Source organism: Dickeya poaceiphila, from assembly GCF_007858975.2.
In the GTDB taxonomy this organism is placed as follows: Bacteria; Pseudomonadota; Gammaproteobacteria; order Enterobacterales; family Enterobacteriaceae; genus Dickeya; species Dickeya poaceiphila.
Genome location: NZ_CP042220.2, coordinates 2,060,465 through 2,075,976, shown reverse-complemented (window position 1 = coordinate 2,075,976; position 15,512 = coordinate 2,060,465). Strand labels below are relative to the sequence as shown.

Sequence of the window (15,512 nt, the reverse complement as noted above, 5' to 3'; positions counted from 1 at the left end):
GTCATCCGCCCCTCTACACAAGGACTTCATCCAAGCTACCGATTTCACATCACTTTTCCCAAAATAAGCTACGATTAAATATGCCGACGCAATGAGGTGACGGCAGTTATAGTGAGGGGTGCGCTGATGGCTATATCGACTGATGAGCGGGTTATAAACCCACAACGTCTAAGTGACGGACCTGACTGGACATTCGATTTGCTGCAGGTCTATCTGGATGAAATTGACCGGGTAGCCAAACTGTACCGTTTGGATACCTATCCCCACCAAATCGAGGTAATTACCTCCGAGCAAATGATGGACGCCTATTCCAGCATCGGGATGCCTATCAACTACGCCCACTGGTCATTCGGCAAGAAATTCATCGAAACCGAACAACGCTATAAACACGGCCAGCAAGGGCTGGCATACGAAATCGTCATTAACTCCAATCCTTGTATCGCCTACCTGATGGAAGAGAACACCATGCCGATGCAGGCACTGGTGATGGCTCATGCCTGCTACGGCCATAACTCATTCTTCAAGGGTAATTATCTGTTTCGCAGTTGGACCGACGCCAGTTCAATTGTCGATTACCTGCTGTTCGCCCGTCAGTACATTGCACAATGCGAAGAACGTCACGGTGCCGATGAGGTGGAGAAACTACTCGACTCTTGCCACGCACTGATGAATTACGGTGTGGACCGCTATAAACGACCGCAGAAGATCTCGCTGGAAGAGGAAAAGTTGCGCCAGAAAAGCCGCGAAGCCTACCTGCAAAGTCAGGTAAACGAACTCTGGCGCACGCTGCCCCGCCGTGAGCAGGAAACCTCACCGGAAAAAGCCCGCCGTTTCCCAAATGAACCGCAGGAGAATCTACTCTACTTCATGGAGAAAAATGCTCCGCTGCTGGAACCGTGGCAGCGAGAGATCCTGCGTATCGTGCGTAAGATCAGCCAGTATTTTTATCCGCAAAAGCAGACTCAGGTGATGAATGAAGGCTGGGCTACATTTTGGCACTACACCATCCTTAATCATCTCTATGACGAGGGCAAACTGTCTGACCGCTTTATGCTGGAATTTCTTCATAGCCATACCAATGTGGTCTACCAGCCGCCGTACAACAGCCCTTACTACAACGGTATCAATCCGTATGCGCTTGGCTTTGCCATGTTTCAGGACATCAAGCGCATCTGCCAACATCCAACGGAAGAAGACCATTATTGGTTCCCGGATATCGCAGGGAAGGACTGGCTGACAACACTGCATTTCGCCATGCAAAACTTCAAAGATGAAAGTTTCATCAGCCAATTCCTGTCACCCAAAGTGATGCGAGATTTCCGGCTGTTTACTGTATTGGATGATGATCGCAACAATTATCTGGAGATCGCCGCGATCCATGATGAAAAAGGGTACCGGAAGATCCGTCAGGAGCTGTCTTCCCAGTACAACCTGAGCAATATCGAACCCAATATCCAGGTCTGGAATGTGGATTTACGCGGCAATCGTTCGCTGACTCTGCGCTATGTGCCGCAAAACCGCGCTCCGCTGGATAAAAGCAGCCACGAGGTCATGAAGCATGTTTACCGCCTGTGGGGGTTTGAGGTGACACTGGAACAGATGAATGAGGACGGCAGTGTCGAACTGATTGACCGTTGTCCGCCACGTACTACTCTATGATATACAATCCTATTGTATATCATAGGTTAAAAAAACGGGTAGCCAAATGGGCTACCCGTTTTTCAATCTACTTACCATCAATTAACGACGGCCTTCAGCCAGATCATGGGGGATGGCATTCTGCATACTATGCCACAATGCCCCGCTTTCCTTACCATACTGACGAATAGTGTCTGGCACCTGATCATACAGGCCATCACGGCTCAGCGATTCCAGACGGCGGTAAAATGCCAGCGCTGTTTTACGCGCTTCCGTATTGGAGAAATAATAACGCCCGACCCGAATATACAACCCTTTCAGCCCATTGATAATAAGACCGTAAATCGGATTGCCGGACGCAAACGCCAGCCCGCGAAACACGTTGTAATCCAGCTCGGCGTACGCATCCGATGTATCCTGAACCGATTCGGCTAACTTAAGAATTTCTACCGATTTGGCCGGATGCAAGCGAATTGCTGTACGGATGAAAATCCCGGCGATGTTAGTACGCACCGCCAACAGGTTATCGATCAGTTGGGGAACGCTGTCATGGTCGAGCCGGGCCAGCGTTTCAAGGATATTTAACCCGGATGTCTCCCAAAAATTATTGATTTTGGTCGGTTTGCCGTGTTGAATCGTGAGCCATCCATCACGGGACAAGCGCTGTAGCACCTCGCGTAGCGTGGTACGCGTAACCCCGATCAATTCAGACAACTCCCGCTCAGCGGGCAGAATAGAACCCGGAGGGAAACGATTATTCCATATACTTTCAATAATATATTCTTCCGCGAATCCCGCCGGACTTTGCGCCTTTATAACCATAAGTTTATATTCCGTAGCGATGTTTACCAGTGAAAGTCAACATCATCATACCAAACGAACCCTACATCACATAGCATAGCAGGACCTGAAAGTCTCAATTCGACATAAAAACTGTGATTAAAGGCAATTACCCGTAAACAAACTCGGATATCTACCGTGATTTACGATAATTTTCTTTCAACACCCATCAAATTGTTAAATAAAATTAGCGCTAAAGAAAAAACGAACACCGCAGGATTACCCCACTACCGTATTTCTTTTTAGACAGCGTTGCTGGCACTAAGTCGGATTAGCGCAGGTTACCGTTCTATTATTTCTAATCATCAATCCGCTCTGTTCTTGCCGTCCAATTTCATTACTCATGATCGTCCGCAAACACAGAGTCTGTCCCTGAGTGAAGTCCTGAATGTTACCTGCAGTAGCCCTATGGCTTATCAGCGCTGGCGGCTATTTTCACTGGCATGACCAGTACAGATCAAGTATGGCATGAAGTCGCTCATAAGTAACGTAGTTAGCCTGATGCATATCGCATTTACCTCGTTACAGATCAGTTATAAAACTGATAAGACACACAGCGGACTCATCATTGATCAATACCGTCATGTTCCCACATAAATCGTGTATAGTAAGGAGCGGATTTTGCCATGAAACTGGCGATAACTCGTAGAGAGCGTTAAAAACAACAGGGTATTTTTGGCACAGCAGAATCTCCGTTCAAATGCCGATGCAGACGCAGTGCGCGGTACAGGCGCTAGCCGCGCCACCGTGAGAAACGTCATTTCAACCGGGCAGAGATTCAATGAGGGCGGTGAGCACGGTTATCACTGCCCATACTATCGTTTTTAGCATGGAATATTTTTTATGTTGCGATTTTTGAACCGTTGCTCCCGTGGTCGGAGTGCTTGGCTTTTGATGGCGTTCACGGCACTGGTTTTCGAACTGGTTGCGCTTTATTTCCAGTACGTCATGATGTTGAAACCCTGCGTACTATGCATTTACCAACGAGCCGCACTCTACGGCGTAATGATGGCCGGACTGGTAGGTGCTGTCGCCCCTGGCACACTGCTACGCTATCCGGCGATTGGATTATGGATTTACAGTGCCTGGGAAGGCTTGTCGCTGGCCATCAAACACACCAATATTCAGTTGCACCCATCGCCATTTGTTACCTGCGATTTTTTTGTCAGTTTCCCATCCTGGTTGCCGCTGGATAAGTGGCTGCCAGCTGTTTTTACCGCCACCGGCGATTGCGCCGAGCGCCAGTGGCATTTCCTTAATCTGGAAATGCCGCAGTGGATGATCGTGATTTTCGGTGCCTATCTGCTGGTTGCAGCACTGGTACTGATTGCCCAACCTTTCCGCCCCAAACGCCGCGATCTGTTTGGTCGCTAAACGCTTACGATACCGGGTCGGAAGTAACCGGCCCGGTTGATTGTTACCTACAGCACAGTTCTGGATAACGACAGGCTGAGTTTTACCGGCTCCTGATATCCGCAAGCAGAATCATCGCACAGTAAATTCAGCTACCGTAATACGCTATGGACTGAGCCAACACCTCCCAATCTTTTTCGTCTCCGGGCCCTTGAACAGCAACCGTACCCTGATACAGATTGATGTTAGCCATCTGTATGTTAGACGGCTGATTTTTTGGCATATGAAAGGTTAAAAATGCACCTGAATCTGGAGCGTATGCCACCCCCTCAAACGGTATGTTCAGTGTAAATTTACACAACGCCCACGAATTCGGAATTGTAAACTCGCCAAATGAGTATGCCCTGGCAACGCTTCCTGATGACGAAAAAACTAAAAACAGATTTGCTGTTATTTTTGTTGTCATACCAGGATTACCGTTTATTGCCATAAACGATAGCGTAACCTCCCGCCCCTGGCATTTAAAAACATCCCTATCCAGAGCAATTCTTATAATTTTATTATCAGAATTTGAATTGGGAACAACTATATTTATAGTCGTGCCATCATGTGTGAATTGTGTGTCTGGTCCAATTGGATTCCTATAAATATTACATTGTGCTGAACCATCTGACTGGTATGAATAGAAATCCATTAATCTCACGTCTAGTGCGTTAGCAGACAACTCGAATGATGTTCCAGCTCTTGATAGTCGTCCCGAACCATTAGCAACGATATTTCGTATATTGTATTGTGGGGTCCACGGTTGGCATAACGCATTTTGCTGATGTATCTGTACAGATGGATAATTAATTCGACCCCACGAATTGCCGTAACTAGGAATTCCATTAATTATATTTGTAGTCACCAGGATTCGGTTACTATCATATTTTGTTAAATCGATATTTCCGATGTGGCAGTTACGCAATACAACATCACTGCGTCCTGGTTTCATAAAAATGCAATTACTGGGTGGATATCCCTCCGGCCCTGAAAAATGATGAGCATTCCAGTATATCCCATCACCGCCGATGATTCCGCCATCAAAATAGCCATCATCACGAACCACAGTGTCGTCAGGTGTTCCGCCGTATGTTATCAGAGCCTCACATTGTGGGTAAATTGTCTCATGATAGCCGTTTATGCGCGGATTACTGGCAAAAGAACCTAGTTGATGCGTTACTCTCCAGCCTTGTACGACCCCGTTGAAAACATAGTCCACACCACCTGCATCAAAACATATACCGCCAGAGCGTGAACCCGAATTATGCAAATGTACATCACGACCAACATGAAGCCTGGAGTTTCCATAATCTACAGTGCCATCCTTCATCTTCCCATTCGCGCTAAGAAAATTTACAGCTTTGTTGAGTGAATTAACATGCCTAACATGATCTACATATATATCCCAGCAATTACCCCAAAGTTTAATTTGATAGAATTCTTCAGAGCCGTAATTGTAAAACTTCAATCCGAGTAAGCGAGGATTAGTAATGTACTCGTTGAAAACAATGCCGTGATTTGACAGATTTCCCGTAAATGTAAAAGTACCTAATCCATCAAAACCATATCGAACATGCAAACGATGATCGTGACCACCAATTCCGTTAAACCTGATTCCATCTGGCCCGAAAATGATTTGATTACCGTTACCAGTAAATTCAAGTTGTGTATCTCCGTTGCTTGCAAGAATAACAGGGCGAGTAAACCACATAGTAACGGAGTGGGTGAATTTACCGGATGGAAACGCTAATACCACCGGCTTTCCGTCGAATTCAGTATTAGGTACCGCATTGATGGCAGCAACAGCGCCAACGATGGCTGAGTCTATATCCATCCCGCTCGCATAATCATCAATCATATATTCTGATAAGAATATAACATCGCCGCTGCGCCGCTGTAGACGTGCAATTTCTGGTTCCAGTGTTTCAGAGAGCGCATTATACACAAATGCTGTTGTCGCTATCTGGGATGAATTATTCCTGGAATTTACCGTTGGCGCAGTAGGCACACCCGTCAGCGCCGGACTTTCAATCGGCGCATACTGCTGATGTGGGTTTATCGCCGCCATATGATCGGCCAGCAACGTATCCACATAGCGCCTTGTTACCAGCGCTACCGTTGGGTCAAATTTTAATGTTATTGCATCGGTGTGGCTGACAATCAGGATCATGCGTACCGTCTGCACCCGGCCCGACCCCTCTTTCAGTTCCGGTTTATAAGTTTCCGGACAGTTGCCAACCGCAATCAAGTCGCCATCCACGTCGTACAGACCGAGTTCACGCAGCCAGAATCCCCCTTCATTTTCCGGGATCACCTGCTCGGCAATCATCTGGTTGGTGTTATTCGGATCAACTGTTAGCGCATTGATGGCCCCACGTCGCCTTTCATTAACCAGTTTGGTTTGCACCGGGTCCGGAGTAGGCAGTACGCCATTGCCATCCCCAACACCCATTTGTACCAGCTCCAGCGATTTTCCCGCCGCTATCGCCGCCGCCAGTTTTTTTGCCCCCACCTGAGTGAGCAAAGTAAAATATTTAGTCCCCATCAATTCCCTCATCAGCATGAATATAAAAGAAAAATCAGACAGCAAGTGCTCACCGCCCTGTCTGCCTTGTAACAACCATTATGCTGATAGCCAATCAAATCACCCGTCCATGCGGGCGTGGCGACAATGGCACAACAAGGCTATTGATGCCCTGTCAGCAGTAAGATGAAAGTCCGATAAGAAATCAGGGAATAGAAAATACTGGAGAATGCGGCCAGTCGAACCGAATACTGGCAGGATAGATAAACTTCAGCGAATCAGTCCACGGCATAGTTCGTGATAGCATAGGCTATTACAGCCCACTCAGGTTACAGCATATGAATCAAGGCACACATTACATATTGGGCATTGAACACCGGCGCTAACCACGATTTTATAGCCGCTCAAATAGCGCCAGCATCTGCGCAAATGGTTTACAACGTTTATGGTAATGTATGATCGACAACAACATTGATCATTTGGTCATCATGAACCAAAATTTTCGGCGGTTTCCCCACATATACCTCAAGCATCAAATCAATAATGTAAATCGATTTTTATATCAGATAGTTATTTGGCCCACTCCGGTTTGTTTAAGATGTGATCCTGCCAGTCCACCACATCGCTTTCACGCACGGCGATATATCGTACCGAGATTCTCTGTTGGTGCATCGCCGTTTTGGAACCCGCCAGCAACGGATGCCAGGGCTGCAATCCTTTACCCTCATGTATCAAACGATAAGCGCAGGTTTCCGGTAACCAGTCGAATGACAACAAATTTTCTCGCGTCAGCTTGATGCAATCCGGCTCATATTCGAACCGGCGCGCGTAATTACGGCATTGGCAACTTTTAATGTTCAGTTGATTACAGGCCACATTGGTGAAATAAAGTTCATCCGTGTCTTCATCTATCAACTTATGCAGGCAGCAACGACCACAACTGTCACAAAGCGCTTCCCACTCGTCGTCCGACATTTGATCGAGGGTTTGGGTTTCCCAAAAGGGTTGTAGAGTCATAACTGCGATTCCGATGATAAACAGGATGTACGGCTGCGTATTGTAAAGTGGGGAGATGTGAGATACCACCCGCAGCGATGCCACGGGTGGTAAAGAATTAAATGACGTGGGTCGTCAGCGTGCGATCATTAAGCGTAATGGTTAGCGCATCGCCCGGTTGCAACGGACCCACCCCTTGCGGTGTACCAGTCAGGATGATGTCGCCAGCGCGCAGGGTAAAAAAGCGGCTCATGTAGGCTATCAATGGCAGAATCGGCGTAATCATATCTCGCGTATTGCCTTGCTGGCGTACTTCACCATTGATGTTGATACCCAGTTCAGCCTGCTGTGGATCGCCAAACTCAGCCACCGGAATAAACCCGGATACCGGACAGGAACCATCAAAGCCCTTGGCTTTTTCCCACGGCTGTCCGGCTTTCTTGAACCCGGCCTGTAAATCGCGCAGCGTTAGATCCAACGCCACGCCATAACCGGCAATCGCTCTGGCAACCCGCTCTTCATTAGCCTGTTTGAGCGGCGTGCCGATCAATACCGCCAGCTCAACCTCGTGATGTACCGAACCCAGTTCTTTAGGAATGGCCACCGGCTGGCGCAAATCGCACAGCGCGGTTTCAGGCTTGATGAACAGGACCGGTTCCGCCGGTTTGGCGCTACCCATTTCACGGATATGCTCGGAATAGTTACTACCGACACACACCACCTTATTGGCAGGAAAATCCAGTAATGCGCCCTGCCAGTCTCTGTGTTGATACATGTACCTTCTCCTGACTTTCTGTTAGCGGATGGTGCCTGTCCACCATAGCAAACGGGACATAGCCACCTCATCATACCGGTATCGTCATCAAAAAAGTAAGTGCGATTGATGCGCAACGGCACCTGAAATTGATCATGACTTCACGCGACATTTTACAAACGCAATCAATACACTAGGTCAGGAGAGCAATGACATGGGATGAATAAAAATACGGTTATTTGCCCACCATAGAAAATACACCTGTATATAAATCAGTATTAAAGAGAATAACATCAGAATAACTAAAGTATTTCCCGGTTTATTGCTGATACCCTGTATTAAAAAACAGCAGCTGATTCCCGAAGTCGCCTTGAACATTATATAAAAAATAATTCGGGCATTATTTTTTTATACTTGCCTGTAGCTCATCCAATAGATTTTCCGGCGGCGGTGGCAATTGCAGGTAAAAACCCTGTTCACTAAGCAACTGTTTTACTTTATCAATATCAGCCGATGCCAGTTTTTTGCTGCCATCAAGCGGTAATAACATTACCAGATGCGGCAAACCAAAACTTTTCATCAGCTCGGCGGGGACGCGGGAAAAGTCGTCTTTTTTTTCGACATAAAGATAGGTTTGATCGCGTTTGGAACTTCTGTAGATCACACAATACATGTTTTTTACTCTGAACTAAGATAATGGTGTCTTGCCTGTATTTTCATGTGACTATAACATGCTCGAAGCGCTCTGGAATATCATGCCTTAATGCTACTCTGGGGATTTAAAGATGCTGAAACTGAGTCAGGACAGATGTCACAAACGCCAATTGAGTTGAAAGGCAGCAACTTTACCTTATCCGTTGTTCACCTGCATGATGCACAGCCCGATATTATTCAACAGGCCTTGCAGGAAAAGATCGAACAGGCACCGGCGTTTCTCAAAAGCGCGCCGGTCGTCGTTAATGTATCGGCACTACCCGTTGACGCTGAATGGATTAAGCTTCAGCAGGCCATTACCGCCGCTGGTCTGATAGTTGTAGGGGTGAGTGGATGTAATGATGAACAACTCAGGCGCGTCATCGCCAAAGCAGGGCTGCCGCTATTGCGTGAAGGCAAAGAACGGCGGACAGCTCAGCCTCCCGCACCGGTTGTCGCACCAGTAAAAACCAGAGTAATCAATACCCCCGTCCGTTCCGGACAGCAAATTTATGCCCGCGACTGTGATCTTATCGTCACCAGTCATGTCAGCGCAGGCGCTGAAGTGATTGCCGACGGCAATATTCATATTTACGGCATGATGCGCGGTCGCGCGCTGGCAGGAGTCTCTGGCGATATCAACAGCCAGATCTTCTGCACCCAGTTGGCCGCCGAATTGGTGTCGATCGCCGGGCGTTATTGGCTCAGCGATCAGATACCGGAAAATTATTTCGGGAAGGCGGCGCGCCTGAAACTCAGTCCGCCTGACCATATTCTGACTATACAACCTCTAGACTAGGCCCTTGGAAGGAATTATTTATGGCACGCATCATTGTTGTTACTTCAGGTAAAGGGGGCGTTGGCAAGACCACTTCAAGCGCGGCCATTGCTACCGGTTTAGCCCAAAAAGGCAAGAAGACGGTTGTCATCGACTTTGACATCGGTCTGCGTAACCTCGACCTGATCATGGGATGTGAACGCCGGGTCGTGTATGACTTTGTGAATGTCATCCAAAACGACGCGACCCTCAATCAGGCGCTGATTAAAGATAAGCGTACCGAAAACCTGTACATTCTGCCGGCATCACAGACCAGAGATAAAGATGCCCTCACCCGTGAAGGCGTGGATAAAGTGCTCCAGGATCTGGCGGATATGGAGTTCGATTTTATTATCTGTGATTCCCCAGCCGGTATTGAAACCGGTGCGTTAATGGCGCTTTACTTCGCCGACGAAGCCATCATCACCACCAACCCGGAAGTGTCATCGGTACGGGATTCCGACCGAATTTTAGGGATCTTGTCCTCCAAATCACGCCGTGCCGAGCAAGGTCTGGAGCCGATCAAAGAACACCTGTTGCTCACGCGTTATAATCCGGGCCGCGTCAGCCGCGGCGACATGCTGAGCATGGAAGATGTACTGGAGATTCTGCGTATTCCGCTGATCGGCGTGATTCCGGAAGACCAGTCAGTATTACGTGCGTCCAACCAGGGCGAACCCGTCATTCTGGACAAAGAGGCTGATGCGGGTAAAGCCTATGCGGATACCGTGGATCGTTTGTTGGGAGAAAATCGGCCTTACCGTTTTATTGAGGAAGAGAAGAAAGGCTTCCTGAAACGACTGTTTGGGGGATAAATCATGGCGTTACTCGATTTCTTTTTGTCCCGCAAAAAAACGACAGCCAATATTGCCAAGGAACGGCTGCAGATTATTGTCGCGGAGCGACGCCGTGGGGACAGCGAACCGCATTACCTGCCACAGTTGAAGCGAGACATTCTGGAAGTCATCTGCAAATACGTACAGATCGACCCGGAAATGGTAACGGTGCAGTTAGAGCAGAAAGGCGATGACATTTCGGTGCTGGAATTGAACGTGACTCTGCCGGAAACCGACGAGCCTACACCGCCCCCTGCCGATAAATAATCACCGTTTTCCCGGTACCTGAAGGAAACGATTTAAGCTGCCGCCCTTGTCTGCAAGGGCGGTAAATCCGATGTTAGTAATGCGCCAGAATGTCTTTCAGATCTTGCCCAAACAGGCGACTACGCCAGCCGGTTATCATTTCAGGTTCATGTTCAGACGATACCAGTTTCCAGTGCCAGTTCAGCAACCGGTTAATCTGCCGCCGGGATGCCAGTAACTCAGCAGATAACCCGCTCTGCTCCGCGCACTGCTGTACCAAGACCTTGATGTCACGAAATGCTTTCTTATAGCCGGGATAGTCAATCAGATTGACCACAGGTGGCGGAGAATCCGCCTCACTCAGCGATGCAGTTTCCGTCACCATCGCCAGCAGCATCTTGCCGTGGTAACGAATTTCCGGTCCACTTAGCCCCAGCGAATCCAGCTCGCCTAATGAACCGGGCAGGTAACGAGCCACCTGCAACAGGTTCTCCTCCCGGACAATAAAATTAACCGCACTGTCACGCTCACGCGCCTTATGCAACCGCCATGCCGCCAGTTTTTGCAGACAAGCCAGATGACGTCCTCTTAATTGCCAGGCATTGCCGATCTCCCGATATGCCAATTCCGGCGCCAGCACCTCCTGACGACGCTGGCACAGTAACCGGCACTCATCTTGTGCAGCCTCCAGCCAGCCCGCAGCACGAGTTTCGTCAACCAATGTTCTGGCTACCGGCAGCAGATAAAACACGTCTGCCGCGGCGTACTGGCACTGCTTTTCACTGAGCGGACGCGCCAGCCAGTCGGTGCGGGATTCGCTTTTATCCAGCGCCACCTGCTGATAATCCGCTACCAGCGCCGCAAAACCATAGGACAACGGCTTGCCCAGAAACGCGGCCAGAATCTGGGTATCGATAAATGGCGACGGCAAGCAGCCCAACGCATTCAGAAACACTTCCAGATCTTCGCTGCCGGCATGTAGAAACTTGGTCACCTGCGGATTCTGCAGCAGCGCACGGAGCGGCGCCCAGTCACGGATCGCCAGCGGGTCGATCAGCGACAGATTGTCGCCGTCATACAACTGAATCAGCCCCAGTTGCGGGTAATAGGTACGAGTACGGACAAATTCGGTGTCCAGCGCCACCTCAGACACCGCGCACGCCTGTGCGCACACCGCTGATAATCCTTCATCGGTAGTAATCAACTGATAATTCAAAACGGTATTCTCTTGGTTGCGCCCCAATGCGCTCAACTGCGATCAGGGCATAAAACATCATTTATGGCGGACCATCGGCATTACGCGGGTCAACTGGTCCATCAGGGCAGACAATGGCTTGACGCGAAAGGCGATGTTGTCCTGTGGTGCTCAGCAGGCAGGCTCCACCATACCCGGCATCCCACCCACAGGCAACCATCAGGCGGCTGACTGCTCATTGCGCAGCTCACGCCGGAGGATTTTCCCCACGTTCGATTTCGGTAACTCACTGCGAAACTCAAACAATCGTGGCACCTTGTACCCCGTGAGATTGCGACGGCAATGGTTGATCAGTTCTTCCACCGTCAGCGATGGATCACGACACACCACGAAGACTTTCACCGCTTCCCCTGAGGTGGCACTGGACACACCAACCGCCGCCGCTTCGGATACTTTTGGATGGCGTACCACCACTTCCTCGATCTCATTGGGATAAACATTAAAGCCGGACACCAGAATCATGTCCTTTTTACGATCAACGATTTTCAGGAACCCTTGTTCATCTGCCGTGACAATATCACCGGTTGCCAGCCATCCCTCTTTCAGCACGTCGTGCGTCGCGGCGGGCTGCTGCCAGTAACCGGACATCACCTGCGGACCACGCACCCACAGCTCACCGGCTTCGCCAGGCGCCGCATCCTGACCGTCATCATTGATGATTCGCACATCGGTAGACGGCACCGGCAAGCCAATGCTGCCGCTGTAATGTTGCAAATCATAAGGGTTTCCCGCTACCAGCGGCGCGCTTTCGGTCAATCCATAACCTTCCAACAAATGAATGCCAGTCAATTTTTCCCAGCGCTCAGCCACCACCTGTTGTACCGATGCCCCACCGCCCACCGACAAGTGCAGGGTGGAAAAATCCAGTCGGCTAAACGCCTCATTGTTGAGCAAGGCGTTAAACAGCGTGTTTACCCCAGTAATAGCGGTAAACGGATAGTGGGACAACTCTTTGATCATGCCGGGAATATCGCGTGGGTTGGTGATCAGCAGGTTTTTCCCGCCAATTTCGACAAACAACAGGCAATTCACCGTCAGCGCAAAAATGTGATAAAGCGGCAGCGCCGTTACCACCAGTTCTTGTCCTTCTTTCAGCACCGGGCCATACGCCGCCTTAGACTGCATCAGGTTAGCCTGCATGTTACGGTGGGTCAGCATAGCGCCTTTGGCGATACCGGTAGTACCACCGGTGTATTGCAGAAAAGCCAGATCCTGATTGCTCACTTCTGGCTTCACATACGGCATCCGTCTGCCCTGTTGCAATATCTGACGAAACGAAATGGCATCCGGCAGATAATACGTCGGCACCAGTCGTTTAACGTACTTGACTACGAAGTTGACCAGCGTGCCTTTGGCCGGCGCCAGTTGATCGCCCATGCGGGTCAGGATCACATGTTTTACCGGAGTGTTATACACCACCTTTTCCAGCGTATGGGCAAAGTTGGAAACGATGACAATCGCCGAGGCACCGCAATCTTTGAGCTGGTGCTCCAGTTCACGCGGTGTATATAGCGGATTGACGTTAACCACCACCAGCCCAGCCCGCAAAACGCCGAATAGCGCAATGGGGTACTGCAACAGGTTAGGCATCATCAACGCGACGCGCTCCCCCTTTTTCAGTTTCAACTGATGCTGCAGGTAAGCGGCGAAAGCGCGGCTACGCTCCTCCAACTGACGGAAGGTCATGACCTCGCCCATGTTGATAAATGCGGGCTGGTCGGCATAACGCGACACCGCGTGTTCAAACAACTCGATTAGCGAAGTGTAGCGATCTGGGTCAATGTCCGCAGGGACATCCACCGGGTAACGCGCTAACCATATTTTTTCCAAAACGTCACTCCAGAGATATTTTTTAAGTGGCATAGTCAATCCCAACCTGAGTGATATGTAACAATATTTTAACTCATATTAATAACGGTGAAGTTAACAATGTTCAGGTTGAGAAGACGATCACTTAATTTCAACGTATTGCTATTACTGCAAAAAACCATACTGCAAAAAAATAAGGCGACCCTGGTCGCCTCTGTTCACTGCCCGGCTATAGCTGGACTGATAACGCGTGTTACTCCGTGACAACCGACTCTACCTGCGCTGGCGCATAGCCGTCATTCCAACTGGGTCCCCATCCGGGTCCCCACATATGACGGTAGTGGCGATCCCACCAGGGATCGTAAGCCCGCGGTGGTAACATCACCTGCTGTACGACTCGCCAGCGTTTGTAACCCTGAATGCCTACCACCACATACTGATATGGCCGTTCACCAATTTTACCCTGTTCAGTGCCGGTAATCGGACCTACCACCGTGATCAGTTGATTTTTGAACTCTACCGGTTCCAGAAAACCGTTCACGTAGGCTACCAGACGTCCTTCGGAAGGTTCGTTTAGCCGCGGGCGGCCCGCATTATCCAGCGGCAACGCAACAATCTCCAGCCGGGTACGATTGGCCTCGTTGCGAATATCCGCAATCCGACCACCAAAGCGTGATTCCTGCCCTACGTACAGATTGGGCGCATTCATCACCCGAATCAGGTCCATCTGCGGCGTTGCCGAGGTGCCACGGATTTCATCCGGCACAGTGACGCAGCCAGATAACAAGCTCAGGCTGAGCAACAACAGGCCGCACCATCCACTCCGGCGTAGCCATAATCTTCCTGGCATCGACGTTTGGTTTCCGAAAATTTGGATTCTCATCACATACACCCTGCTTGCCGTCGTCAATTTATGACCGATGTCTAAATTAGACTGTAGCTAATGCGATAAGTTGCTGTTATTCGCGGCCAGGTAATTTTTTCCACGCCACGTTGTTGCGCAGATAACGGGGTTCAGCCTGCTCCACGCTCACCGCACCGCCCGATGTCCATAACTGCCAGGCCAGCGGCAACATGTCTTGCGCCTGCGGTAAGAGAACATCGGTACGATTCAGGGCAATACCGGGATGGTCGATCAGATCCGGGTAGGTTTGCCAGCCGGTTCCCGCGCTGGCCCAGTCGCCACTCAGCGACGCCGCCAGTGACTGTGTCTGGACTGGCGCCAACACGGCTTCACTCGTTTCGCCTTGCCAGTTGCCCTGCTGATCACGCTCATAACTTGCCCAGTAGACTTCGCCCATGCGGGCATCAATGGCAGTCAGCACGCGGCTGGCACCGCTCAGGCGGTACGCTCCCTGTGCCAGCGTCGCCAGCGTCGATACGCCAAGCATCGGCAAACCCGCGCCCAACGCCAAACCTTGCGCGATGCCGATGCCAATACGCACGCCGGTGAAGCTGCCCGGCCCACGTCCGAATGCCAGCGCATCCAGTTGACTGAGCGCCATGCCATGATCGGCCAGCAGTTGCTGAACCATCGGCAATACCCGCTGAGTATGTTCACGGGGGCAAATCTCAAACAGGAAATGGATTTCACCATCATTCCAGAGTGCAACAGAACAGGCTTCTGTTGCGGTATCAAGCGCTAAAATTCGCGTAGACATGCCAACCTCAGGCAGGGAGAGAATATTTCAACGGCGCGCATCATAACA

General features: G+C 49.9%; 13 protein-coding genes and 1 pseudogene. 5 read left to right on the top strand and 9 right to left on the bottom strand.

The annotated features are described in order from the left end of the window. Positions 1 to 126 precede the first annotated feature (126 nt). A complete protein-coding gene (locus Dpoa569_RS09250) occupies positions 127 to 1,659 on the top strand; it encodes a SpoVR family protein (protein ID WP_042870655.1) in 1,533 nt (510 codons plus the stop codon). An 81-nt stretch (positions 1,660 to 1,740) separates the two neighbouring features. Here Dpoa569_RS09250 and fadR read toward each other — a convergent pair whose 3' ends face one another. Further along, entirely contained in the window at positions 1,741 to 2,460 is a 720-nt protein-coding gene (gene fadR / locus Dpoa569_RS09245) for a fatty acid metabolism transcriptional regulator FadR (RefSeq protein ID WP_042870657.1), read from the bottom strand. An 861-nt stretch (positions 2,461 to 3,321) separates the two neighbouring features. Between fadR and dsbB the strand changes: the two genes are divergently transcribed. Further along, on the top strand, positions 3,322 to 3,852 hold the full coding sequence (gene dsbB, locus Dpoa569_RS09240; protein WP_042870659.1) for a disulfide bond formation protein DsbB: 531 nt from the start codon (positions 3,322 to 3,324) through the stop codon (positions 3,850 to 3,852). 1,936 nt (positions 3,853 to 5,788) lie between these two features. Here the strand turns inward: dsbB and Dpoa569_RS09235 are convergent. From Dpoa569_RS09235 to Dpoa569_RS09220, 4 genes and pseudogenes are all read right to left on the bottom strand, one after another. Then, positions 5,789 to 6,418: pseudogene (locus tag Dpoa569_RS09235) on the bottom strand (phage tail protein); the annotation flags it as partial. Between the two features lie 549 nt (positions 6,419 to 6,967). Further along, complete coding sequence (locus Dpoa569_RS09230; protein ID WP_042873916.1) at positions 6,968 to 7,414, bottom strand: YcgN family cysteine cluster protein; 447 nt, start codon at positions 7,412 to 7,414, stop codon at positions 6,968 to 6,970. Positions 7,415 to 7,511: 97 nt separating this feature from the next. Beyond that, a complete protein-coding gene (locus Dpoa569_RS09225) occupies positions 7,512 to 8,168 on the bottom strand; it encodes a fumarylacetoacetate hydrolase family protein (protein ID WP_042870661.1) in 657 nt (218 codons plus the stop codon). Positions 8,169 to 8,547: 379 nt separating this feature from the next. After that, positions 8,548 to 8,820 (bottom strand): YcgL domain-containing protein, encoded by a 273-nt coding sequence (locus Dpoa569_RS09220; protein ID WP_042870663.1) that lies wholly within the window; start codon positions 8,818 to 8,820, stop codon positions 8,548 to 8,550. 135 nt (positions 8,821 to 8,955) lie between these two features. Between Dpoa569_RS09220 and minC the strand changes: the two genes are divergently transcribed. The 3 genes from minC to minE are packed head-to-tail and all read left to right on the top strand — an operon-like array spanning position 8,956 to position 10,760. Then, positions 8,956 to 9,639, top strand: a complete 684-nt coding sequence (gene minC, locus Dpoa569_RS09215; protein WP_042873917.1) for a septum site-determining protein MinC — start codon at positions 8,956 to 8,958, stop codon at positions 9,637 to 9,639. Positions 9,640 to 9,659: 20 nt separating this feature from the next. Next, on the top strand, positions 9,660 to 10,472 hold the full coding sequence (gene minD, locus Dpoa569_RS09210) for a septum site-determining protein MinD (protein WP_042870664.1): 813 nt from the start codon (positions 9,660 to 9,662) through the stop codon (positions 10,470 to 10,472). A gap of 3 nt (positions 10,473 to 10,475) precedes the next feature. Then, the gene (gene minE, locus Dpoa569_RS09205) at positions 10,476 to 10,760 is read left to right on the top strand and encodes a cell division topological specificity factor MinE (RefSeq protein ID WP_042870666.1); all 285 of its coding nucleotides are present in this window, start codon (positions 10,476 to 10,478) and stop codon (positions 10,758 to 10,760) included. A 73-nt stretch (positions 10,761 to 10,833) separates the two neighbouring features. On the opposite strand, the gene rnd is transcribed toward minE, so the two are convergent. The 4 genes from rnd to tsaB form a co-directional block, all read right to left on the bottom strand. Next, positions 10,834 to 11,955: a ribonuclease D gene (gene rnd, locus Dpoa569_RS09200; protein WP_042873918.1), complete on the bottom strand. Its 1,122-nt coding sequence runs from the start codon at positions 11,953 to 11,955 to the stop codon at positions 10,834 to 10,836. 198 nt (positions 11,956 to 12,153) lie between these two features. Next, positions 12,154 to 13,824, bottom strand: coding sequence for a long-chain-fatty-acid--CoA ligase FadD (gene fadD, locus Dpoa569_RS09195; RefSeq protein ID WP_146411260.1), 1,671 nt, complete (start codon positions 13,822 to 13,824; stop codon positions 12,154 to 12,156). A 232-nt stretch (positions 13,825 to 14,056) separates the two neighbouring features. Further along, positions 14,057 to 14,686 carry a Slp family lipoprotein gene (locus Dpoa569_RS09190; protein WP_042870668.1) on the bottom strand — a complete coding sequence of 210 codons (630 nt, stop codon included), beginning with the start codon at positions 14,684 to 14,686 and terminating at the stop codon, positions 14,057 to 14,059. A 76-nt stretch (positions 14,687 to 14,762) separates the two neighbouring features. Next, positions 14,763 to 15,464 carry a tRNA (adenosine(37)-N6)-threonylcarbamoyltransferase complex dimerization subunit type 1 TsaB gene (gene tsaB, locus Dpoa569_RS09185; RefSeq protein ID WP_042870669.1) on the bottom strand — a complete coding sequence of 234 codons (702 nt, stop codon included), beginning with the start codon at positions 15,462 to 15,464 and terminating at the stop codon, positions 14,763 to 14,765. Positions 15,465 to 15,512: the final 48 nt, after the last annotated feature.

Excerpts from the sequence above, each read along its gene's own strand:
- minE (WP_042870666.1), top strand. The coding sequence starts at position 10,476 with ATGGCGTTACTCGATTTCTTTTTGTCCCGCAAAAAAACGACAGCCAAT.
- Dpoa569_RS09220 (WP_042870663.1), bottom strand. The coding sequence starts at position 8,820 with ATGTATTGTGTGATCTACAGAAGTTCCAAACGCGATCAAACCTATCTT.
- minC (WP_042873917.1), top strand. The coding sequence starts at position 8,956 with ATGTCACAAACGCCAATTGAGTTGAAAGGCAGCAACTTTACCTTATCC.
- tsaB (WP_042870669.1), bottom strand. The coding sequence starts at position 15,464 with ATGTCTACGCGAATTTTAGCGCTTGATACCGCAACAGAAGCCTGTTCT.
- dsbB (WP_042870659.1), top strand. The coding sequence starts at position 3,322 with ATGTTGCGATTTTTGAACCGTTGCTCCCGTGGTCGGAGTGCTTGGCTT.
- fadR (WP_042870657.1), bottom strand. The coding sequence starts at position 2,460 with ATGGTTATAAAGGCGCAAAGTCCGGCGGGATTCGCGGAAGAATATATT.
- Dpoa569_RS09250 (WP_042870655.1), top strand. The coding sequence starts at position 127 with ATGGCTATATCGACTGATGAGCGGGTTATAAACCCACAACGTCTAAGT.
- Dpoa569_RS09190 (WP_042870668.1), bottom strand. The coding sequence starts at position 14,686 with ATGAGAATCCAAATTTTCGGAAACCAAACGTCGATGCCAGGAAGATTA.
- Dpoa569_RS09225 (WP_042870661.1), bottom strand. The coding sequence starts at position 8,168 with ATGTATCAACACAGAGACTGGCAGGGCGCATTACTGGATTTTCCTGCC.
- Dpoa569_RS09230 (WP_042873916.1), bottom strand. The coding sequence starts at position 7,414 with ATGACTCTACAACCCTTTTGGGAAACCCAAACCCTCGATCAAATGTCG.
- minD (WP_042870664.1), top strand. The coding sequence starts at position 9,660 with ATGGCACGCATCATTGTTGTTACTTCAGGTAAAGGGGGCGTTGGCAAG.